We start from the raw sequence: 21,058 nt of genomic DNA, 5'->3' as shown, positions 1-21,058 counted from the left end.
AGGGATTCGAACCCCAAACCTTCTGATCCGTAGTCAGGTCCGGGCCAGATTTCGGCCGTCTGGGCGCGCCCTCAGACGACCGGCTGAGGACCTCAAAGTACCAGGTCAGCAGCGTGTTTTGCCCTATGTCGGGCGGAGACGGGGCCAAGCGGATCCAGTCGATCCGCGGGTCGGTAGGCAGGGTTATTGAGCCGTTTCTGAGCCGGCGTCCTCACTCACGACTTGTCTTCGGCTGCCCATAGGAGCGAGAGCAGTAACCGCCCGGACATCGCTCTCTTCTGTGTCAAGACGCCGTCGGGAGGGGCGTCCTAGGGTGGGGCGCGGCGGGTCCGGGAAGCGGCTTGTCCGAAGAGGCGGTGTGGGGATGTGAGCCGGCCGCGCTGGAGTTAGAGTCGTTTCCCGTTTCCCGTTTCCCGTTTGCCCTCCCGGGCCCGTCGCAGAGTGCGCGGCGAGGTCGGCCCTCAGACGAGCACCAGCACCAGGCAGAGCACTGAGCTCGCCGCGACCGAGAGCGCGAGCGCCTGGGTGGCGAGGTCCGCGTCGAGTCCCTGCTGGGAGGCGAACGTCACGGTGACAAAGCCCAGCGGCGCGATGCCGAGGAGCAGCAGGACTCCCGCATCGACTCCGTCAAAGCCAAGCACGACCACCAGGCAGACGGCCACGACCCCGCCGACCAGGAGCCGTCCCGCCGCCAGCCGTCCGGCGCGACCCAAGGCGTGCCTGGTCGGTCGGAGGAGAGCGCCCGCGCCGACCGCGATCAGCACAGGGCTCGCTGCAGCGAAGGGAGAGGCGAGGTTCGCCGCGGCGTCTGGCAGCGGCGTGTTCGTGAGGCTCAGGGCGACACCTACGACGGTCGCGTAGACCGGCGGCGTGCGGAGCACCTGCCGCGTCAGGGAGCGTCGCGCGGCGGGCGACGGGTTCGCTCGCGCCGCGAGTCCGTTGACGACCGTCAGCACCAGCACGTTGTTGACCGCGTCGAACGCCGCGAGCCGCGCCACGCCGGCGGCGCCGTACACCGCCTCCACGAATGGCAGGGCGAAGGCGACGTTGACCACCATAAACGCCATGACGACCACCGCGGCCTCGGACCTCTGCAGGTGACGGCTCGCGGCCCGTCCGGCGACGTAGCCCACCGCGACCATGACTGCGGCCGCGACGGGAAAGACCACGACCTCCTTCGTCAGCTGCACCTCCGGGAGCGACCGGAGCACGAGTGCCGGCATGCAGACGTAGAGGTTGAGCAGCAGCAGGAAGCGGCCGTCACTCGCCCGCGCGACGCCGGCGTGGCGCAGCCACCATCCGCATGTCAGCCCGGCAAGCACCGGCGCCAGCGCCGCGAATGTTCCCAGCACGCGATCAGGTCCCGCTTCCCGCGTGATCCCTGCGCGCGCCGGTCGTCATGCCCTTCTCAGCGGCACGTCGAGCCGGGCGCTGATGTCGTCGACCGTGGTGCCGAAGGTCTCGAGGACTCTCACCCCGTCCGCTCCGAGGGCGAAGGTCGCGAGGTCGGTGTAGACCCGATCGACGCAACCCATCCCGGTCAGCGGGTAGGTGCATTCCGGCACCAGCTTGGGAGACCCGTCCTTGGCGAACAGTGTCATCATCACGAACACCTGCTTCGCCCCGATCGCCAGGTCCATCGCCCCGCCCACCGCCGGGATGGCGTCCGGGGCGCCGGTGTGCCAGTTCGCCAGGTCGCCGCCCGCGGAGACCTGGAAGGCGCCCAGGACACAGACGTCGAGGTGGCCACCGCGCATCATCGCGAACGAGTCAGCGTGGTGGAAGTACGACGACCCCGGCAGTTCGGTGACCGGCACCTTTCCCGCGTTCGTCAGGTCGGGATCGATCTCGGGGCCCTGCGCTGCGCGACCCATGTTCAGCATTCCGTTCTCGGTGTGCAGCACGACTCCGGAGCCGGGCTCGAAGTGGTCCGCGATCAGCGTCGGCTGGCCGATGCCCAGGTTGACGTAGGCACCCCGCGGGATGTCCCTGGCCACGACCGCGGCCATCTCGTCCTTTGAGAGGCTCACTGCTCACTCCCCACTGCGACCACACGGTCGACGTAGATGGACGGGGTCACGACGTGCTCGGGGTCGATCCGGCCGATCTCGACGACGTCGTGCACCTGGGCCACGGTGAGCGCCGCGGCGGTGGCCATGACGGGTCCGAAGTTCCGCGCCGTCTTGCGGTAGACGAGATTGCCCATCCGGTCCGACCGGTGCGCGCCGATCAGCGCCACGTCCCCGTGGATGGGCATCTCGAGGACGTGGGTCCGTCCGGCGATCGTGCGGGTCTCCTTGCCCTCGGCCAGCGGGGTGCCCGCGCCGGTGGGGCAGAAGAAGGCGCCGATGCCCGCGCCGGCTGCCCGCAGCCTCTCAGCCAGGTTGCCCTGCGGGACGACCTCGAGCTCGATCTCGCCGGCGCGGTAGAGGCCGTCGAACACCCAGGAGTCCGACTGGCGGGGGAACGAGCAGATCACCTTCCGCACCCGACGCTCCGCCAGGAGGGCGGCCAGGCCGGTGTCACCGTTGCCGGCGTTATTGGAGACCACTGTTAGGTCCCGGGCCCCCTGTCGTATGAGGGCGTCGATGAGTTGCACCGGCATGCCCGCCATGCCGAACCCACCGACCAGGACCGTCGAGCCGTCCGCGATGCCGGCGACCGCCTCGTCGGGGTCGGCGCAATGGGCGGCGGTCACCGCTCGACCGCCGACTGGGCGGACACGTTCTCCAGCACGACCGCCAGCGCCTGCCCGACGCCGATGCAGATCGCGGCGACGCCGTACCGCTGGTCGTCGGTGCGCAGGCGGTGGGCGAGGGTGCTGAGGATCCGGCCCCCGGACGCCCCCAGCGGGTGTCCGACCGCGATCGCGCCCCCGCGGGTGTTGACGACGTCGGCGCTGGGGAGACCGCGCTCGGTCCATGCGTCGACGCAGGCCAGCGACTGCACCGCGAATGCTTCGTTGAGCTCGACGGCCGCGACGTCGGCCCAGCCGATGCCGGCCCGCCGCAACGCCTGCTCCGCCGCTTCCACCGGGGCGATGCCGAAGTCCTGGGGGTCCAGCGCGTGCGCGCCCCGGCCGGCGATGCGGGCGACCGGTTCGCTCCCGATCGCCGCAGCGGCTGCCGCGGATCCGATGAGGAGGGCTGATGCGCCGTCGCTGAGGGGCGAGGCGTTGCCGGCGGTGATGGTCCCGTCCGGCCGGAACGAGGGCTTCAGGGAGGCCAGCTTGTCGACCGAGCTCCCCGGCCGGACGCTTTCGTCGCGATCAAGGTCGACACCGGGCACCGCTACCACGAGCGGCGCGTAGAACCCGTCGTCCCACGCTTGCGCGGCGAGCTGGTGTGAGCGCGCTGCGAACTCGTCCTGTCGCTCCCTGCTGATGGCCACCCGCTCGTGGAGCTGCTCGTTCGCCTCCCCGAGGGACACCGTCCACTCTGTCGGCATGGCCTCGTTGACGAGGCGCCAACCCAGGGTGGTGGACACCGCCGTGACGTTACCGGCCGGGTACGCGCGAGACGGCTTGGGCAGCACCCACGGGGCGCGGGTCATCGATTCCACTCCGCCGGCGAGGACGATCTCGGCGTCGCCCGTCTCAACCACGCGGGACGCCGCCATCGCCGCATCGAGGCTCGATCCGCACAGGCGGTTGACCGTGCTGGCCGGGACGCTCGTGGGCAATCCGGCGAGCAGGCCGGCCATCCGACCGACGTTCCGGTTGTCCTCGCCGGCCTGGTTCGCACATCCCCAGACCAGCTCGCCGACGAGTGCAGGGTCGAGGTCGGGGTGGCGGTCGAGGAGGCCGCGGAGAGCAGCGGCGGCGAGGTCATCCGGGCGTACGTCGGCGAAGGCGCCCCCGAGACGGCCAAAGGGGGTGCGCACTGCGTCGTACAGGTAGGCGTGGCTCATGGATCTCCACGCTACGGTCGCCAGCCCATATGCTGAAGTATCAATAATCGTGCATTTTGAGAGGCGGCGCGTCTGAATGGAACTCCGGCATCTGCGCTACTTCGTCGCGGTAGCCGAGGAACTGCACTTCGGCCGCGCTGCCACTCGGCTGCACATCGCGCAGCCTCCCCTGTCCCAGCAGATCCGGACGCTCGAAGCGGAGCTCGGTGTCGAGCTGCTCCACCGAACCACGCGCAAGGTCGAGCTGACCTCCGCCGGAACGGCCTACCTCGAGCGGGCGCGGGCGGTGCTGGCCGCCGTCGATGACGCCGGACACGAGGCCCGCCAGGTCGCTGCCGGCGTCGTCGGCCGCCTCGTGGTGAGCTGCGTCGGCTCGGCCACGTACAGCCTGCTCCCGCAGCTCGCCCGCGGCCTGACCGGCGCGCTGCCGGGCATCGAGTTCAGCTTCAGGGGAGAGATGCTCGTCCCGGACCAGATACAGGCGCTGCGCGCGGACGAGGTCGACGTCGCACTGCTGCGGCCACCCGTGCACGACGCGACCATCCGGACAGTCGTGCTGAGGCACGATCGTCTCCTCGTCGCGCTCCCGGCCGATCATCCGCTCGCGACGCGGCGCCGGGTGCGGGTCGGCGACCTGTCGGCGATGGATCTCGTCGTGCACACCGGTCGCCAGGACTCGGTGATGCATGCGATGGTCGTTCGGATGTGCCGCGGGGCGGGATTTGAGCCACGCTTTCGCGCCGAGGTGGGCGAGACCTCGACCCTGATCACGCTGGTCGCGGGTGGGCTTGGTGCCGCCGTGGTGCCCGAACCAGTCACCGCCCTGGGACTGTCCGGGGTCGTCTACCTCCCGCTCGTCGACGGACCGAGCGTCGATCTCGCCGTCTCCTACCGGCAGACCAGGGACGAGCCGCACCTGCTGCGCGCGGTGGAGGAGATCCGGCGGCTCGTTGTGGACGGGTGAACGAGCAGTCAGGACTCCTCCAGGACCTCCTGTGCGATCCGGAACGCGGTGTTGGCGGCTGGGACCCCGCAGTAGATCGCCGTCTGCAGCAGGACCTCCTTGATCTCCTCGATGCTCAGCCCGTTGCGCAGCGCCGCCCGCAGGTGCATCGCCAGCTCGTCGTGGTGCGCCCCTGCCACCAGGGCGGTGAGCGTCACCATCGAGCGTGAGCGCCGATCGAGGCCCGGGCGAGTCCAGATCGAGCCCCACGCGTACTCGGTGATCAGCTCCTGGAAGTCCCGGGTCAGGTCCGTGGTCCGTTGCACCGAGCGGTCGACGTGCTCGTCACCCAGCACCTGGCGGCGCACCACCATGCCGGTGGCCCGCACCTGCGACGACGTGCGGCTGCCTCGTTCGGCGCGCAGCGCGTGATCCCTGATCAATCGCGCCACGCGTGCCGGGTCCTCGACCGGCGCTAGGTGCGCCACGTCGTCCAGCACGACCAGACGACCCTGCCTCACACCTTCGGCGATCTCGCGGAGCTTGTCCGGCGGAGTCGGAGTGTCGTGCGCCCCGGCCACCGCGAGCACCGGCGTCACGACGTCGCCCAGACGGTCTCGCACGTCGAACTCGGCCAGCGCTCCGCAGACGGCGGAGTAGCCCTCGTCGTCGATATCGGCGAGGGTCTGCACGAGCGCCGCCGCCGTCGCCGGCTCACGGTTCAGGTAGTCGGGCGCGAACCATCGCGCCGCCGAGCCGTCCGCCAGCGCAGCCGTCCCCTCGGCACGCACCATGGCACTGCGCTCGCGCCACGCCTCGGGCGACCCGATCGACGCACCGGTGCAGATGAGGGTCGCCGACCGGATGCTGCTCGGCGCGTCCAGCAGGAGCTGGATGCCGACTGCTCCCCCAACCGAGTCCCCCGCGTAGTGGAAGGTCGGCGGATCGCCAGCGGCCCGAGACCTCAGGGAGTCCACGAGTCCGAGCACCCCGGCCGCGAGATCAGCCATCGTCACCCTTGGGTCGACAGGCACCCGATTGGTGCCGTGGCCGGGCAGGTCCCACGCGATCACACGGAAGTCCTCGACCAGCTGGTCCGCTGCGGCGGACCACAGATCGGAGGCCGTGGTGCCGAGAGATGGTCCCAGGACCAGCAGTGGCAGGTCCTCGCGGCCGCCGAGATGGACCGCGGTCAAGGGCGTCATGGGGTTCTCCCGCTCGCGGCCAGGACAAGGCGGGCGCGGTCCCGCACCTCGTCGATGAAGACGTCCGCTGCTCCGAGGTAGTCCCCGAGGGGTTCGTGGTGGCCTGGCGCTGCCAGGCTGCGCTGCTCTGCGCGAAGGTCGTCCGCCGCGGCCTCCGCGGTCGCACGCATCCGCTTCGGGTCCACCCGGAGGCTACCGATGAGATCGGTCGCTTGGGTCGCGGCGACGAGCACGCGACGGGCGAGGGTCTGGAGCGTCGACCATTCGGCGTGCCACGCGCCGGCCGCACGCTCGTCCGCTTGGTCGGCTGCGGCGGTGTGCAGCGTCGCGGCCAGCTGAGGAGTCGTCAGCGACGCGCGTCTCAGGAGCACGGCGAGGACCGGGTTCTGCTTGTGGGGCATTGTCGACGACCCCCCGCCCACCGCCTCCGAGAGCTCGCCGATCTCCGGGCGCGAGAGCGTGAGCACGTCGTTCGCGATACGACCCCAGCCGTCAGTGCACGCGACCAGCGCATCACCGACGCGGGTCACAGGGCGGCGAGTGGTGTGCCACGGACCTGTCGGAGCAAGCCCCAAGGTCGTCGCCAACCTGAGGCGTGCGGCGACCGGATCGATCCCCGCCTCGACGGCAGCAGCCATGGTCCCCGCGGCCCCGCCGAGCTGCACCGGGAAGGACAGGGCGGCGAGGTCGTCCCAGGCATCAAGGACCGCGGTGAGCCAGCCGGCCGCCTTCAGCCCGAACGTCGTTGGCACGGCGTGCTGAGTCAGGGTGCGCCCGGCCATCAGCGTCCTCCGGTGTTCCTGGGCGAGGGCCTCGAGGGCAGCGACCTGCTGAAGCACCTGGCGCTGCACGCGGTCAACCGTGTCGCGAAGGAGCACCATCAACGCCGAGTCGACCACGTCCTGGCTGGTCAGACCACGGTGCAGGCGATGCTCACCCGACCGCTCGCGCAACAGCGCCGCCAGGCCGACGACAGGGTTTCCACTGTCCTCGGCACCGAGGGCCAGGGCGGCGAGATCGTCCTCACCGACGAGCTCCTCGAGCGGCAGCGGGGAGCCGAGCACGGTGAGCCATGCCTCCTCGACGCGCACCATCGCAGCGAGGAATGCGGTATCGCTGAATGTGCCGCCGGCGCGCTGTGCGCCCGGCCAGAGGAGGTCCGTCATGAGGTCAGTCTCGTCGACCTTCGAGGAACACGGTTTCGTCCTCACCTTGGAGCCGCACGTCGAAGACGTAGCCGAGCTCGTCCTCGCGAGCAGTGAGGGTCGCACGTCGCGACGTCTCGAGGGAGGCCAGGAAGGGGTCGTCCGCCACCTCCGGGCCCGGGAGGTAGCAGCGGGTCATCAGTCGGTGGAGCAGACCGCGTGCGAAGACCGCCATGGCGAAGTACGGCGCCCGGCCCGGTGCGACGGAGCCGGGCCGCAGCGTCGAGAAGGTGTAGCGACCGGCGCGATCGGTCGCTGCACGACCGAACCCGGTGAAGGTATGACCGTCCCGGTGCAGCGAGCCCGCCGCGCGGACGACGCCGCCGGCCGGGTCCGGCTGCCAGATTTCGATGAGTGCGTCGGGCACGGGGTCCCCGGAGCCGTCGAGCACGAGGCCGGACAGGCGCACCGACCCCGGGCTCCCCGGCGGTACCAGTTCATTGTCTCCGTCATAGGGCAGGGCGTAGTGAAAGAAGGGCCCCACGGTTTGGCCGGGAGTCGGCGGCAGCGAGCTCATCGGTCCTCGTCCTGCTCAAGCGGGGTCGGGAGGCTCCCGGTGAGGACGATGTCCCACCGGTATCCGGTGGAGACCTCCGGCACAGTCACGTCGTGGTCGTAGGCGGCGACCAGACGCTCACGGGCCCGGGGGTCGCGAATCGACTGGTAGATGGGGTCGAGCGCGAAGAGCGGGTCTCCGGGGAAGTACATCTGCGTCACCAGGCGCTGGGTGAACTCGGTGCCGAAGACGGAGAAGTGTATGTGCGCGGGCCGCCAGGCGTTGCGGTGGTTACGCCAGGGGTAGGGACCGGGCTTGATCGTCGTGAAGCGGTAGGTCCCGTCGTCGTCGGTCAGGCATCTTCCGACGCCGGTGAAGTTCGGGTCGATGGGAGCCGGGTGCTGGTCTCGCTTGTGGATGTAGCGCCCCGAGGCGTTCGCCTGCCAGATCTCGACGAGCTGCCCGCGCACCGGGCGCCCAGCGGCGTCGACGACCCGTCCGGTCACCACCATCTTCTCCCCTAGTGGCCCCCCGCCGGCCTGGATCGTCAGGTCCGCCTCGAGCGGGTCGACGTCACGCTCACCGAAGACCGGGGACCAGCGCTCAATCCCTTCCGGATCGGCATGGTGCGGGTCCTTCGTGGGATGCCGCAGGATGGTCGAGCGGTAAGGCCCGTAGTCACGGCGTGGTTGCAGCTCGAGCGTGCCCGAGCGGCCGTAGGCCGCGGAGAGGGCAGCGATCTCCTCGTTGACCTGCTCCTGGGCCATCTCGGCGTGGGCGTTCGCCTTGACCGGCGTGGTCATCGTTTGTTCCTCTCGTCGGTGTCGGCAATCGTCGCCGTCCGGGCTGCGGTGGCCTTCATGGCTCGAGTCGTGCCTGCGCGGCCAGCCGGACGTGGGCGTTCGCAGCGCCGTAGCCGTCGTAGTCGTCGCTGCGCTGGACGATCTCGAAGAACATGCGACCGATCCGGCGGGTGTAGAAGTGCAGGAAAGTGCCGTGCTCATCACGGTCGTAGAGCAGCTGGTACTCGCGCAACCGGTCGACCGTGGCTTGGTCAAGGTGGAAGCGTGCGACCAGGTCGTCGTAGTAGTTGTTGGGAACGGGAAGGAATCGCATCCCCCGGACTCGAGCCCCGGCGGCCACCCCGAAGATGTCCCCGCAGGAGAACGCGACGTGCTCGGGGTAGGCCGTGCTCACGGCGGGAGCGACGTTCAGAGGCAGTCGGATGCGCCCGGCAGCCGTCCTCATCACCCGGCTCCGCACCAGCCCGTGGGGGCTCGCGACCTCGGTCGCCGGAGTCGCGGTCAGGCCCAGCACACTGGTGTAGAAGAGCACGGCTTCGTCCTGGTCGTCCCAGGTGTGGACCAGATTGACGTGGTCCACGCCGGTGACGTTGGCGTCACTCTGCCGGCCGGCTCGGAGCGCTGGAGGCTGCCCGTGCTGGAACTCCTGAACCCAGGCGGGCTCGTCTCCGTAGCTGTTCTCGCCGAGGAAGACCTCGAGCCCCCCAGGAGCACTGAATCCGGCGAGTCTTTGCTCGCCGGCGGCCGCACGACGGACAACTCCCGCCACTGCGAGCGCGCGTGCGCGCGCCTCCACATCGTACGGTTCCGACACCTGCACGCCGATCGCAGCCACGTGCGGCTCCAGGTCGCGTGCGTGTTGCTCGTTGAGGACGACCCGTGCTTGCCCGGATGCCCATAGCCGCACCGGCTTCGTGCGGTGCTGGCCCAAGAATGTGAGACCCAGCTGGCCAAGCACCTCTTCGACGGCGTCGGTGTTCTCCGCCTTGATCTCGACGAAGTCGAGATCAGACGGCGGCTCGAGAGCCGGGAGCTGCTGCAGGCCTGTGCCCGTCAGCGATTTCGACGCCTGGTCCTCGAGCCACACAAGCGACCGGAGCGCGTGGGTGGCGGTGCGGGCGGTATCGGTCTGTCGGAAGGTGTCGTTGAAGACCTCAAGCGACAGCGGCCCGCGGTACCCGGCACTCATCACCCTGCGGACGAAGTCCGGCAGGTCGAAGTCGCCTTCGCCCGGGAAGAGGCGGTGGTGCCGGCTCCACGAGAGGACGTCCATCGAGAGGTAGGGAGCGTCGGCGAGCTGTACGAAGAAGATCTTCTCGCCCGGGATGTCCTCGATTGCCGCTGGGTCGTGGCCACGGGACAGGATGTGGAAGCTGTCGAGGCAGACGCCGACCGCCGGGTGGTCCGCGCGCTCGACCACCCGCCATGCACGCCGGTAGTCGTCGATGTACCGCCCCCACGCCAAAGCTTCGAACGCCACCCGGATCCCGAACCCGTCGGCGAGGTCACCGAGGCGTCGTAGCTGGGCGGCCGACACCTCGTCGGAGTCCACGGTCGCGGTGCCTACGTTGCTGCATACCAGCACGGTGTCGATGCCCAGGCGGCGCATGACCGCGAATCTGGCCTCCGCCCGCCGGAGGTTGTCGAGCAGCTCAGCCTCCCGGACGCCCTCGAAGTCACGGAAGGGCTGATAGAGATCGAGCGACAACCCGAGCCGGTCAGCACGAGCTCGGATCTCCTCGGGACTCGTCTCGCTGGAGACCAGGTCAGGCTCGAAGATCTCGAGCCCGTCGAACCCCGCGGCCGCCGCCGCGTCCATCTTCCCTGCCAGGCTGCCGCTCAGACACACCGTGGCGATCGACCTCCGCATCACGCACGCTCCTCGGCATAGTGCTGCAACGCTCGGATGGCGAGCTCGTAACCGACCACTCCCAAACCGACCACCACCCCGCGAGCGACGGGTGAGATGAAAGAGTGGTGCCGGAATGCCTCGCGGGCGTGCACGTTCGATAGGTGCACCTCGATCGTCGGCACCTCCGCGCCGACGACAGCGTCCCGCAGCGCCACCGAGGTGTGCGTACAGGCACCTGCGTTGAGCACCGCTCCGACACTGCGGCCGCTCGCGACGTCGGCGCCACACTCCTGCAGCCATGTCACGAGCTCGCCTTCCTCATTGCTCTGCCGAAAGTCGAGACCTAGGCCGAGACCCGCAGCAAGGCGGCGGCAGCGCATCTCGACGTCGGCGAGCGTCTCGTCGCCGTAAACCGCCGGTTCGCGGTGACCGAGCAGGTTGAGATTGGGTCCGTTGAGGACGTGAACTACGCTCATCGAGCTTCCCTTCGAAGACGATCAGGCGGCGCTGCCGCCGGCGGCCAACTGGTCGAAGTGGGCATGCATCCGTGCGGCGTCCGGCTCGCGGCCGGTGATGAGCCGAATGCTCTCGACGGCCTGACCCACGGCCATCGCCCCGCCGTCGAGCGTGGCGAGTCCACGCCCCCGAGCCCGTCGGACGAGCTCGGTCTCCAACGGGCGGTAGACGACCTCGGCGACCCACGCCTGGGCCTTCAGCGAGTCGACGTCCAGTGCGATGCCGGGATGCTCCCGCATTCCTACCGGCGTGACATGCACGATCCCGGAGACGCGACGGAGCCAGCCGTCGAGGTCACCCCCGCTCGTCTTCAGCCGGTCGCCCGCTCCGAAGCGCGCCACCAGCCTCTCGCTGGCCGTCTGCTGGCGGTCGTGTATCACCACCTCGGCGAACCCGAGGTCGATCAGCGCGCAAGCGGTGGCCAGACCTGCGCCCCCCGCCCCGACCTGAAGGACGGTCGCCCGTGGTCGCTCGCCGAGGAACCGTTCGAGACCGGAACGGAAGCCGGAGTAGTCGGTGTTGTGCGCTACCCGCGCGCCAGGCCCCAGCAACACCAAGTTCGCAGCGCCGATCCGCCCGACGGCGTCGCTGGTGTGGTGCACGTGCTCCAGCACCTGCTGCTTGAACGGATGGGTGACGTTGACGGCGGCGAAGCCGGCCGCCTCAAGGCGCGCGAGCTCAGTTCCCAGGTCCACGTGCGGCTGATCGATGAGGTCGATGGTCTCGTAGTGGTAGTCCAGACCGAGTCTGGCTGCTTCGCGAATATGCATGGCGGGCGTGAGGGACGGGCCGATGCCGTGCCCGATCAGACCCACCCGGAAGCTGGCGGGTGGCGGGGTGGCGCTCATCTCCGGGCCTCCACGCGCGCGGGCGCCAGCAGCCGGCGAGGGTTGGTGATCATCATGGTGTGGAGGTCCTCCTGGCGTGCGCCGCGCTCGAGGAGCTGCGGCACGATCCGGCGGCTGAGGTGGTCATGGGTCCAGTGCGGGGTGTTGACCTGCCGCCATGACGGCGGTGTGACCCGGCTGAAGTAGGCGCTGTCGTGCGAGAGCACGAGCTGCTGGGCGTAGCCCCTGTCAAGGAGGTCGAGCACGACGGCGACGCGTTGCTCGTCGCTGCCGGTGTGGGCCATTCCGAATCGGTCCATCCCGAGGGTGACGCCGGTGTCCAGCAGGGCCAGGAGGTAGTCGAGATCATCGCTGTCACCGCTGTGACCGATCACGACGTGGGCCGGATCGACTCCTCGTTCGGTGAGGAAACCCGCCTGGTCAAGACCGTTTCGAGTGTGCGGGTTGCTGTGCGTCGTGACGGGTACACCCGTCTCGACGTGGACGGTCGCTGCGGCATCCATGACACGGGTGATGTCAGCAGTCATCCCAGGGGCGTCGGTGACTACCTTGAGCATCCCCGCGCGTACGCCGCTGTCACCGATGCCCTCGGTCACATCGCGCCGGAACATCTCCACCAACGGTTCCGGGCCGCCGACCAGGCGACCCGGGCCATGAGTCCGGAAGTACGGAGGCAGCACCTCGTCGGCGTACCAACCGGTCGAGGCGACGAGGTTGACCCGCACCCGCGCCGCGACGCGTGCCACCAGGCTCGTGTCGCGTCCCAAACCCGGAACAGTGAGATCGACGACCGTGCGCACGCCGAGGTTCCACAGCTCCTCCAGGCCCGCCACGGCCCGCTCGACCGCGAGATCCGCGTCCCACTCGGGATGCGGGTACTCGCGGTCGAGCTCGGGGCTAAGTACGAACAGGTGCTCGTGGGTGAGGGTCCACCCCAGGTCGCCCGCGGCGACCGGCCCCCGGTAGGTGGGGACGACGGCGGCCGGAGCGGCGCCGCCGTCCGTCACTGCTGAGAGTCCTTGATCGACTCGTAGACGGCGAGGGAGTCGCCCTCGAGGTTCTCGCGGAACCAGGCGTCGGTCTGCTCGGAGAAGGCCTCGGTGTCGACGTCGTCGACGATCTCGATCGAGTCCTCGGCCTCGTAGCCGTCGAGGATCTCCTTCTCGGCCTTCTCGACGCAGCCGGGCATCTGCTCCACCGCGTCGGCGACGGCGTCGTCCAGCGCGGACTTCTGCTCGTCGGTCAGGTCGTCGTAGGCAGGACCGGCGACGATCAGGTTGGAGTTCTGCTGGTGGTTGGACATGCTGAGGTAGTCCTGGACCTCGACGAGGTTGGTGGCCTGGATGTTGACGATGGGGTTCTCCTGGCCGTCCACGACGCCCTGCTGGAGGGCGAGGTAAAGCTCCTCGTAGGCGACCTCCGTCGCCTTGGCGCCGAGGGCCTTCGCGTTCAGCAGGAACTGGGGGGATCCGGGGAACCGCATACGCAGCCCGTCGAGGTCGGCTGGCTCGCGGATCGGCTCGTTGGCCGTGAACTGGCGCGCGCCGGCGGACCAGGCGCCGAGGATGGAGACGTCCGAGGCCGCCTTGAAGTCCTCCTTGAGCTGATCGACGGCACCGCTCGTGAAGTAGTTGTCGAGAGCGTCGGCGTCCGGGAACGCGTAGGCCGCGTCGAGGACACCCACCGGCTCGTAGACGGCGGCAAGCGCGCTGGCGCCCTGGATGTCGATGTCGATGTCGCCGGACTGCACCGAGGCAATCCGGTCGGCGTCACCGCCGAGCTGGCTGGCGGGGAAGATTTCGACGGTCAGGTCGACACCGGCGTCCTCGACACCCTTCTTGATGACCTCGGCGCCGCAGGTGTGCTGCGGCTGGTCCTCGGTGTAGCTGTGCGCCAGCGTGAGCTTGGCTTCGCCGCCAGAGCCGCCGCCGTCGTCGCCGCAAGCGGCGAGCCCCAAGGGCAGGGCGATGACAGCAGCAGCCGCCAGGGCACGGTGGGACTTGGTGAGGTTCTTCATGGGTGTTCCTTTCCAACGGGCACGAGCACGTCGCTTCTTGGGTGTGGAGGTGGGGAGACCGGGCTGGAACTCAGAGCAGTCCGAGCTGCTCCGGCAGCCAGGTGACGAATCCAGGGAAGACGATGATCGCCACGCAGATGATGAGCAGGGGGATGATGAAGGGGAGCGACCCCTTGAAGACCTCGCCCACCGGAACCTTCATGGTGGAGCTGAGGACGTAGAGCACGGTGCCGACGGGAGGGGTGAGCAGACCGATCATCAGCGACAGGATCATGAGGACACCGAGGACGATCGGGTCGACCCCCAGCCCTAGCGCGATCGGCATCAGGATGGGGATTACGAGGACCAGCACCGCGGTGGGGTCGACGACCGTGCCCAGGACGAGCATCAGCGCCGCCACGATCAGGAGGAAGACGGTGGGGTCGCTAGTGAACCCGAGCACCAGTTCCGAAAGTTCTTGGGGCACGCGCTCGCGAGCCAGCACGTAGCCGAGGAGGGACGCGGAGGAGACGATGAGCATGATCGCGGCTGTCGTCATGACGGTCTCGGAGAAGATCCGCGGCAGGTCGCGAACCCGCACGGTCCGGTAGGCGAACCCGAGGACCAGCATGTAGAACGCACCGACCGCCGCCGCCTCCGTCGGCGTGAAGAAGCCTCCCAGGATGCCGCCGAGAATGATCACCGGCGCCAGCAACGGTCCGACCACCCGCTTGCCGGTCGCGGCAAGCCGTGCCCACGAGAAGCCGGTGTGCACGATGTCGGGCTGCCGGCGGACCATGAAGAACACGACGATGCAGAGACCGACCGCCATGAGCAGCGCCGGGATCACCGACGCCGCGAACAAGGCGCCCGTCGACACCGCGGCGAGCCCGGCGAAGATGACCGCAGGGATGCTGGGCGGCATCACCGGTGCGATCAGGGCCGAAGCCCCGACGACACCGAGACCGAAGCGCCTGCTGTAGCCGTTGCGCAGCATGGCAGGGATCTCGACCTTGCTCAGGGCGGCAGCGTCCGCCACGGCCGACCCGCTCATCCACGAGAACCCGAGGCTGACGCCAACGCTGACGTAGCCCAGGCCGCCGCGCACCCGTCCGAACAGGGCAAGGGCGAAGTCGAAGAGACGGTCCGCGATGCCGGCGTGGTTGGCCACCACGCCGAGGAGGACGAACAGCGGGACGGCGAGCAGGGGGAAGCTGGCGGTGGAGTTCACGATCAGTCGCATGGCCAGGCCCAGGGACTGATCCGTCAACAGCATGTAGGCCAAGCCCGGGCCCAGGAAGGCGAAGGCGACCGGTACCCGGAGGAGCAGGAGTAGTCCGATGGCCACCAGCAGGAGCGCGACGGTCATGCGGTCGCCCCCCGGTCCTTGGGCCCGTTGACCTGGATGGCGAGCTCGTCGGAGCGATCCGCGGCGGGCACCCCTCGAGTGGCAACCAGGACCGCTGCGACGCAGGCCCGCACCGCGGTGCTGACGAAGCCGAGCAACGGAACGACGTAGACCCACTTCATCGGCAGCCCCAGCGACGGCGTCGAGAGGCTGCCGGACTCATCGATCAAGGACCAGCAGGCGAAGGCGAAACCCACGGCGGTCGCCGCGACGACCACCAGAGCGAAGACGTGGATCGTGCGGACGACGAGTTGGGACTTCAGGGTGTCCACAAGCTGGAGCGCGATGTGGCCGTCCCGGGTGACCAGCACCCCTGTGGCGGCGAAGGTCAGCCAGACGAGTCCGTACCTGGCGAGTTCTCCGGTCCATGTCCAGCCGTCGATGGGCAGGTAGCGCTGACCAGCCTGCACCAGCACCAGCACGAAGATCAGCGCCGCGGCCGTCCCGGCAACAGCGACCTCGAACGCGGTGACGACGCGCAGAACGCGGCGTAGTGGCGTGAGCGCTCGTGGCGACGGATCGGCGCCCGTCCCTTCCGTCTCGTGCGTGTTCACGAATTCATCTCCTCGTCCAGCCTGCGACCGTGTGGTCGCCATCACAGGTCTCGGACTCTAGAAACCGAGCGGAAACAAAGGCAATCGGTTGCCAAAGTTGCCAGAGCCGTGTCTTGATATGGCGGTGCAGCAGCCGACGATCTACGACGTGGCCCGCCGGGCGGGCGTCGCGCCCTCCACCGTCTCGCGCGCCTTCGGCCGACCTGAACGGGTCGGCGCCCGCACCCGGGAGCAGGTCCTGGCCGCCGCGAAGGAACTGGGCTACGTGCCGAACCCGCACGCGCGCGCGTTGCAGACGGGACGACACCGGACCATCGCGATGGTGATCTCCGACATCGCGAACCCGCACTTCTTCGAACTCATCCGTGGTGCCGAGCAGCGCGCCAAGGCCGCCGAGAACACCCTGGTCATCGTCAACGCCGAGGAGTCTCCGACGATCGAGCGCGACCAGATCAACGGACTGCTGCGCTCGGTGGACGGATTCATCCTGGCCGCCAGCCGACTGCCGGACGACGACCTGCGCGCCCTGGCCTCGAAGCACCATGTGGTCCTCGTCGACCGCGAGTTGGCCCCGCTGCCCAGCGTCGCAATGGACACCGGATCCGGCTGCCGGCAGATCCTTGAGCACTTCGCCTCCCTGGGCCACGAGGAGTTCACCTACTGCGCCGGTCCCCCGGGATCGTGGATGGGCGCTGCGCGTTGGGCAGCGCTCAAGGCGGGCGCCGAGGAACACGGGCTGCGCGCGCGCAGAGTCGGGCCCTATACCCCGACCGTCGCCAACGGCGGCGCGGCAGCCGACGGCGCGCTGCGGTCCGGCACCACGGCACTCGTGGCTCACAACGACCTGCTGGCGATCGGCATCATGCGCCGTCTGGCCGACCGGGGCGTGCGGGTGCCGGCGGACATCAGTGTGCTGGGCTTCGACGACATCTTCGCCGCCGAGCTCGTCCAGCCGACGCTTACCACGCTCGGCGGTCCGGACGCCCATGCCGGACGTCTCGCGGTCGAGTTGCTCCTGGACCTGCTCAAGGCGCCCCACGGCCACCACGTCGGTGACGACGGGGAGTCCCCGCACCGGATCAGGCTGCCCACCAGTCTGGTGCTGCGCGAGTCGTCGGGACCGGCCGCACGGCCGGCCCCGGCGCCCTAGCAAGTCTGCGGGCGTGAGCCGTCAGGACGTGATCTGGACCTCGTCCGCCGGGTTGCGGAAGCCGGACGGGCTCCACCACCGCGTGACGGTCCCGTCCTCCGCGACCTCGTGCCGGTAGTGCTCGAGGAAGTCCCAGAGCATGGGCGTCTCCTCAGGAGTGTTGTTGTGGGATCGGTACTCGTTCAGCGACACCTTGACGGCTGGCGCCTCGGTGTCGGGCGTGGTCCAAGTCCAGGTTCGGAACCGGTTCTTCCAACCGCTGCGGACCGCGTCGGCCTCGGCGATCTCGTCCAGGCTGCGCCCGTTGACCCCGAGGTGGTAGTCCGCCCACGCGTCCAGCCGGTTCTGGGTGTCGTCCCACAGGGTGCCCGCAAGGAAGGAGAGGTCGCCGGCCCCGTAGATGAGGTAGTTCGGGATCGGTTCCCCGCTCGCCTGGTAGGGCGTGCCGTCCAGTGTCACGCGTCCTTGTCCGTCGGGGCCTCCGGCGAAGGAGGTCGACGCGACGGCGGCGAAGTACTCCGGCTTGGCGATGGCGAGGGTCTGGGTCACGCCGCTCCCGGCTGACTGTCCCGTGCTGTAGAAGCGGGTCGGGTCGACGTCGTATCGCCGCAGCACCACGTCGCGGAGCTTGCGGTAGAACTCGTCGGAGTCGCGGTGACTGACCGAGATAGCCGACGCCGCGTAGGTCTCGCAGATCACGACCACGACGCAGCCGTGCTCGTCGGCGACCCGCCACCACTGCGCGGAGTCGAAGAAGAGCCGGTCAGTCTGCGTGTTTCCGGGCCACACGAAGACCACCGGTGCCATTTTGCCCCACTGCCGCTTTGCCGAGCTCGGGACGTAGACGAGGTACTCCCGCGGGTGGCCACCCACCATCATGGTCCGCACCTCGACGCCCATCTTGTTCAGGTCTGGGCGCTCCATCAGCTGGTTGCCATAGGCGAAGAAGTTCTCGTAGCGGGTGTAGGCGCCGAGGAAGTCGACGATCCGGCCCGTGGTGCCGCGGCTGGCCGCCTTCATCGGCCGGGGCTGCACCGCGACGAGCGAGATGGGACCGGACGACGAGGTCGTCCACCGGTCCGAGCCGGGTCGCTGGCGGTAGACGGACCCGAGCACGCCGTCCCTGCGACCGCCCTGGGACGCGTCGTTCGCCACGCGCCAGTAGTCAATGCTCGCGCCGGCCTCCCGCTGGGGTGCGATGTACCAGGTCGGGAGCACGACCTCGTCGCGACGGATCCGGTCCAGGTCCTCAGGGAGCTCCACGGGCGTGTAGGAGCCATCCGTCGTTCCGTCGTACTCGAACGAGCCAACCTCGCGGAGGAACCGCTCGGACAGGCCGGTCGAGGCGAGGTAGACCTGGGCGATGACTCGCAGCGGGTTGACCGCTGCCCAGCGCTCGAGAGCGGGGGCGGCGCCCTCGTAGCCCACGAGGTAGTGCTCGCCGAAGATGGAGTAGTAGGGATTCGACTGGTGGAAGGCCAGCACCGCGTCGAGGTAGGCCGCCTCCGCGTCGGGACCACCCCACCCGGCCGCGCCCGGTTCCAGGACGACCAGCCCCTCGCCCGCGCGGTCGGCGTGCTCCCGCCAGCCGCTGCGCGTGAGGAATGCCGAGGCGGTCATGTCCTCTGGGGCGCCAAGCACGATCCAGTAGGCACGGTTCGGCGTCTCGGCAGGGATGTAGACCTTCGCGGACCGGGACGTGCCGCCGACGTCGAAGGTCTTCGACCAGTAGCCGGTCATCTCCTGGGGCAGCCGGTTGGGACGGCTGTAGTCATAGTCGGGCGCCGGGCGGCCATCCAACGGCCGCGGGGACTCGAGGGGCCGACCGGTGCCACGGTCGCGGACGTCGGCAACATGCGCCGCCGATGACGACGGGGCCAGCGCGCCGGCTGCGGCGGCTCCGACGGAGGTGATCGCCGCGCCACGAAGGACGGCACGGCGACCGAGAGGTGAGGGCATGGCAAAGCCTTTCCAGAGAGCGAGCAGGCGCCGCAGGACCACCCAGCCCCAGCATCGCCGGGGATGTGAGGGCGGTCACGGCGTGGCTCGACTGTGGGCGCGGCCGACCGACCTGGTCAACGAGTTGCCATCGTTGCCAAGGCGGGAAGGTCAGTCCCTCTCGGCCTAGTCGGCAACCGATGGCAACCCATTGCCCGGAGCTGCCGTGGATTCCTACGGTCGCGGTCCGATGTGACCACCACCACGAACGCAAGGCAGACAAGATGTCGCAACTCCCGTTCATCCAGCGAAGGACTTCGCGGCTCATGGCCGCGCTGGCCGTCACCGCTCTCTCCGGATCCCTGCTGGCCGCGCCGACCTCCGGCGCGGCCGCCGAGCCGCCCGCACCGCGGAGCGCGCCCTCTACCGCGCTCCCCGACGTGCCGGTGCCGTCTGTCCGCGGCCCTGTGCCCTCGCGCCTCGACGCCCCCGGGAACAACCGCATCTTCTTCGGCACTGACCTCGACATCGCCGGCCGCGGCTACGTCGAGGAGGAGTTCTTCTACGGCGGCGAGGCCAACGTCTATGACGCCACCGTCGCCGGCGGAATCGGAGCCCGACCCACTCCGTCCCCGACCGCAGGCGTGGTCTCCACCGGCCACGACTACACCACCCGGATGGTCGTCCGGCGACCGGCGAAGGCTCGCGACTTCAACGGCACGGTCGTGGTGGAGTGGCTCAACGCCACGAGCGGCTACGACGTCGAGGCCTTGTGGTTCCGAACCCACGAGTACTTCCTCCGGGAGGGCATCGCCTGGGTGGGGATCACGGTCCAAAGCGCCCCCATAACCCACCCCACCCGCGGGCTGAAGGCCTTCAGCCCGACCCGGTGCGGCGTCCTCGACCTCACTGACGGCGGGCGGTTCACGTCGGGCGACCCGTTGTCCTACGACGTCTTTGCGCAGGGCTTGCAGGCCGTACGCCAGGCCGGCGTCCTGGGTGCCCTGCAGCCGGAGGTCGAGACGATCATGGGTGCGGGTGTGTCGCAGTCCGCCGGACGTCTGTCGGTCTACACCAACGCCGTGCACGTCCGCACAGCACCGACGATGGACGCGGCCCCGCTCTACATCGGCGGCGAGCGAATGCGGGACGACCTCGACCTTCCCGTGTTCAAGGTGCTCTCCGAGACCGAGTACACGGCGCCTGCCTCGGCGAACGAGATCAGCTCGCTCCAGCCCGACAGTGACCGCATGCGCACGTGGTCGGTCGCCGGGACGTCGCACTCGGACTGGGCCTCCTTCGCAGTCCGGTACGCACTCCTCCGGCGGGACCAGCCCTCCGCGTCGCTGAGCGACAGCTGCGCGTTGCCGAGTCGCAGCCGCGTGCCCGACCGCTACACGCTCGCCGCTGCCATGGACCAGGCGGTCGCCTGGTCGGAGGAAGGCACCGAGCCGGCGCGCGGCGCCGGGATCGCCCTCGCCGCCGACGGCCGCACCGTACTCCGCGACGAGCTGGGCAACGTGCTCCGCGGTATTCGCCTCGCGCCGTTCGAGGTGGCCACCGCCCTAGACACCGGGTACAACGAGAACCGCCCCGGGCTCGGCGGTCTCTGCTTCCTCAATGGCACACACGTCCCGTTCGACACCGGCACGCTGGACCGCCTGTACCCGAGCCCAGGGCGCTACCGCAGCGAGTTCGCGCGTGTCGTCAACCGCAACGTCCGGGAGGGGTTCGTGCTCCCCGAGGATGCGCAGGAGATGCTTCGGGACGCGAGCGCCTCGCTCGCCGGCCGCGGCCTGCAGTGCGGTTCCCTGTGTGCCAACGTCGCCCAGTTCCCGATCCAGCCGTCCACGCAGCTGCTGCGCGACCACACTCAGTTCCTGTACCTCGACGGGGGTGAGCGCCTGCTCGGGCTGCTCGATCGCGCGACCCGGTCGGTCGCCGAGGGGCAGACCGACCCCACGAAGCAGGCAGACCACTACGCACGCGCAGTGAAGGAACTGCAGGAGTACGAGGCTGCTCTGGCCACGCTCGAGCAACGGGGGGCGGTGACTCCCGAGCAGGCCGACCTCCTCGGCGGCTACGCCCAGATCCTCATCGCGGAACTGCGCGGCTGAAGGGCTCGACGCCAGGCTCTGCCCGTGCAGGCGACGCGCTTCGCCGCCTTCACGGGCTCCTCACGTCCCGTAGCGGCGGCGGGCCGCTCCTCCTGGACAACCCGCGCCACGGGTCCGC

At 69.5% G+C, this 21,058-nt stretch carries 19 protein-coding genes; 3 read left to right on the top strand and 16 right to left on the bottom strand.

The window, feature by feature from the left end; all coding sequences use genetic code 11:
- Window positions 1-461: 461 nt before the first annotated feature.
- From E7Z54_RS08960 to E7Z54_RS08945, 4 genes are read right to left on the bottom strand one after another with little or no spacing between them, the layout of a single operon-like run.
- Window positions 462-1,352 carry an AEC family transporter gene (locus E7Z54_RS08960; protein WP_136432960.1) on the bottom strand — a complete coding sequence of 297 codons (891 nt, stop codon included), beginning with the start codon at window positions 1,350-1,352 and terminating at the stop codon, window positions 462-464.
- A gap of 45 nt (window positions 1,353-1,397) precedes the next feature.
- On the bottom strand, window positions 1,398-2,030 hold the full coding sequence (locus E7Z54_RS08955; protein WP_276606214.1) for a 3-oxoacid CoA-transferase subunit B: 633 nt from the start codon (window positions 2,028-2,030) through the stop codon (window positions 1,398-1,400).
- Entirely contained in the window at window positions 2,027-2,698 is a 672-nt protein-coding gene (locus E7Z54_RS08950; RefSeq protein ID WP_136432958.1) for a 3-oxoacid CoA-transferase subunit A, read from the bottom strand. Before E7Z54_RS08950 ends, E7Z54_RS08955 begins: the two co-directional genes overlap by 4 nt.
- Window positions 2,695-3,909 carry a thiolase family protein gene (locus E7Z54_RS08945; RefSeq protein ID WP_136432956.1) on the bottom strand — a complete coding sequence of 405 codons (1,215 nt, stop codon included), beginning with the start codon at window positions 3,907-3,909 and terminating at the stop codon, window positions 2,695-2,697. The genes E7Z54_RS08950 and E7Z54_RS08945 overlap by 4 nt, the downstream gene beginning before the upstream one ends.
- Before the next feature lie 76 nt (window positions 3,910-3,985).
- On the opposite strand from E7Z54_RS08945, the gene E7Z54_RS08940 reads away from it, so the two are divergent.
- Entirely contained in the window at window positions 3,986-4,873 is an 888-nt protein-coding gene (locus E7Z54_RS08940; RefSeq protein WP_136432954.1) for a LysR substrate-binding domain-containing protein, read from the top strand.
- Window positions 4,874-4,881: 8 nt separating this feature from the next.
- On the opposite strand, the gene pcaC is transcribed toward E7Z54_RS08940, so the two are convergent.
- From pcaC to E7Z54_RS08885, 11 genes are all read right to left on the bottom strand, one after another.
- Entirely contained in the window at window positions 4,882-6,057 is a 1,176-nt protein-coding gene (gene pcaC, locus E7Z54_RS08935) for a 4-carboxymuconolactone decarboxylase (protein ID WP_136432953.1), read from the bottom strand.
- A complete protein-coding gene (locus E7Z54_RS08930; protein WP_136432952.1) occupies window positions 6,054-7,223 on the bottom strand; it encodes a lyase family protein in 1,170 nt (389 codons plus the stop codon). The genes pcaC and E7Z54_RS08930 overlap by 4 nt, the downstream gene beginning before the upstream one ends.
- 4 nt (window positions 7,224-7,227) lie before the next feature.
- Window positions 7,228-7,779 carry a protocatechuate 3,4-dioxygenase subunit alpha gene (gene pcaG / locus E7Z54_RS08925; RefSeq protein WP_136432951.1) on the bottom strand — a complete coding sequence of 184 codons (552 nt, stop codon included), beginning with the start codon at window positions 7,777-7,779 and terminating at the stop codon, window positions 7,228-7,230.
- Entirely contained in the window at window positions 7,776-8,561 is a 786-nt protein-coding gene (gene pcaH, locus E7Z54_RS08920; protein ID WP_136432950.1) for a protocatechuate 3,4-dioxygenase subunit beta, read from the bottom strand. Before pcaH ends, pcaG begins: the two co-directional genes overlap by 4 nt.
- 55 nt (window positions 8,562-8,616) lie before the next feature.
- Entirely contained in the window at window positions 8,617-10,431 is a 1,815-nt protein-coding gene (locus tag E7Z54_RS08915; protein ID WP_136432948.1) for a bifunctional sugar phosphate isomerase/epimerase/4-hydroxyphenylpyruvate dioxygenase family protein, read from the bottom strand.
- A complete protein-coding gene (aroQ, locus tag E7Z54_RS08910; protein ID WP_136432946.1) occupies window positions 10,431-10,889 on the bottom strand; it encodes a type II 3-dehydroquinate dehydratase in 459 nt (152 codons plus the stop codon). Before aroQ ends, E7Z54_RS08915 begins: the two co-directional genes overlap by 1 nt.
- Before the next feature lie 21 nt (window positions 10,890-10,910).
- A complete protein-coding gene (locus tag E7Z54_RS08905; RefSeq protein ID WP_136432944.1) occupies window positions 10,911-11,777 on the bottom strand; it encodes a shikimate dehydrogenase in 867 nt (288 codons plus the stop codon).
- Window positions 11,774-12,784 carry a phosphotriesterase family protein gene (locus E7Z54_RS08900; RefSeq protein ID WP_168798241.1) on the bottom strand — a complete coding sequence of 337 codons (1,011 nt, stop codon included), beginning with the start codon at window positions 12,782-12,784 and terminating at the stop codon, window positions 11,774-11,776. The genes E7Z54_RS08905 and E7Z54_RS08900 overlap by 4 nt, the downstream gene beginning before the upstream one ends.
- The gene (locus E7Z54_RS08895; RefSeq protein ID WP_136432941.1) at window positions 12,781-13,794 is read right to left on the bottom strand and encodes a DctP family TRAP transporter solute-binding subunit; all 1,014 of its coding nucleotides are present in this window, start codon (window positions 13,792-13,794) and stop codon (window positions 12,781-12,783) included. Before E7Z54_RS08895 ends, E7Z54_RS08900 begins: the two co-directional genes overlap by 4 nt.
- A 70-nt stretch (window positions 13,795-13,864) precedes the next feature.
- Entirely contained in the window at window positions 13,865-15,142 is a 1,278-nt protein-coding gene (locus tag E7Z54_RS08890; RefSeq protein WP_136432939.1) for a TRAP transporter large permease, read from the bottom strand.
- Window positions 15,139-15,735 (bottom strand): TRAP transporter small permease, encoded by a 597-nt coding sequence (locus E7Z54_RS08885; RefSeq protein WP_168798240.1) that lies wholly within the window; start codon window positions 15,733-15,735, stop codon window positions 15,139-15,141. The genes E7Z54_RS08890 and E7Z54_RS08885 overlap by 4 nt, the downstream gene beginning before the upstream one ends.
- Before the next feature lie 118 nt (window positions 15,736-15,853).
- Here E7Z54_RS08885 and E7Z54_RS08880 point away from each other — a divergent pair, with 118 nt between their 5' ends.
- On the top strand, window positions 15,854-16,885 hold the full coding sequence (locus E7Z54_RS08880) for a LacI family DNA-binding transcriptional regulator (protein WP_136432936.1): 1,032 nt from the start codon (window positions 15,854-15,856) through the stop codon (window positions 16,883-16,885).
- Window positions 16,886-16,906: 21 nt separating this feature from the next.
- Here the strand turns inward: E7Z54_RS08880 and E7Z54_RS08875 are convergent, their stop codons facing one another.
- On the bottom strand, window positions 16,907-18,844 hold the full coding sequence (locus E7Z54_RS08875; RefSeq protein ID WP_136432934.1) for a hypothetical protein: 1,938 nt from the start codon (window positions 18,842-18,844) through the stop codon (window positions 16,907-16,909).
- 305 nt (window positions 18,845-19,149) lie between these two features.
- Here E7Z54_RS08875 and E7Z54_RS08870 point away from each other — a divergent pair, with 305 nt between their 5' ends.
- Window positions 19,150-20,940: an alpha/beta hydrolase domain-containing protein gene (locus E7Z54_RS08870; protein ID WP_136432933.1), complete on the top strand. Its 1,791-nt coding sequence runs from the start codon at window positions 19,150-19,152 to the stop codon at window positions 20,938-20,940.
- Window positions 20,941-21,058: the final 118 nt, after the last annotated feature.

The sequence above is a fragment of the Nocardioides sp. genome, from assembly GCF_004803405.1.
Lineage (GTDB): Bacteria > Actinomycetota > Actinomycetes > Propionibacteriales > Nocardioidaceae > Nocardioides > Nocardioides vastitatis.
Note: the sequence above shows the minus strand (reverse complement) of the source record. Positions and strands in the feature narration are given on the sequence as shown.